The organism is Marinomonas sp. S3726 (assembly GCF_000967665.1).
In the GTDB taxonomy this organism is placed as follows: domain Bacteria; phylum Pseudomonadota; class Gammaproteobacteria; order Pseudomonadales; family Marinomonadaceae; genus Marinomonas.
Genome location: NZ_JXYC01000055.1, coordinates 1 through 697, shown reverse-complemented (window position 1 = coordinate 697; position 697 = coordinate 1). Strand labels below are relative to the sequence as shown.

Genomic DNA, 697 nt, shown 5'->3' with positions numbered 1-697 from the left:
AACCTATATCAGGACTAGTCATTAATGCTAGAGAGCCAAGGAATAAGCTCTCACGCCTCAGCGTGTGACTTATTCGCAGGTTCCTTAGTTAACTAACCAAGTATTTAGCTCTTTAATCTTCTCTTCATCAAGCTCGCCAGTGTATTCAAGCAAGGACATTTGTTTTACCGTAAAGCTGTATCTTAATTGCTCAAGTGTGCCTTGAGAATTGTACAGATCAGATTGTGCATCAAGTAGCTCAACAATGTTACGAGTGCCCACATCATAGCCTGCTTGTGTGGCTTCTAATGAGCTGGCATTCGAGATAATAAGTTGCTTCTGTGCGGCAATTTGCGCTACAGACGTTTTTAGATCTCGGTACAAAGAGCGAACCGCTAGCTCTGTTGTTTGTAATTGATCTTCTAGGTTCTCTTCAGCGGCAACGGCATCATGAACAGACTGTCTCACTTGCGCGTTGATTGCACCACCTTGATAAAGTGGAATGCTAACATTAACCCCTATAAATGCCGCTAGACTATCGCCATCACCACTTGAGGTTGGTGATGTGTCACGATCAGAGCGAGTAAGGCTACCAGAAACGGTTACCGTAGGGACACGGCCATTGGACTTTTGAATCTCAATGTTAGTCAAAGCAGAGTCATGAGCCAGAGCCAAGGTTTTTATGTCGTTGTTTTGCTTTTTCGCAAGATCCACATAA

At 43.8% G+C, this 697-nt stretch carries 1 protein-coding gene; it reads right to left on the bottom strand.

Features of this window, described 5'->3' with window-relative positions; translation table 11 throughout:
- Window positions 1-84: 84 nt before the first annotated feature.
- On the bottom strand, window positions 85-697 hold a 613-nt coding region (locus TW85_RS24760; protein WP_046019820.1), incomplete at its 5' end, for a TolC family protein.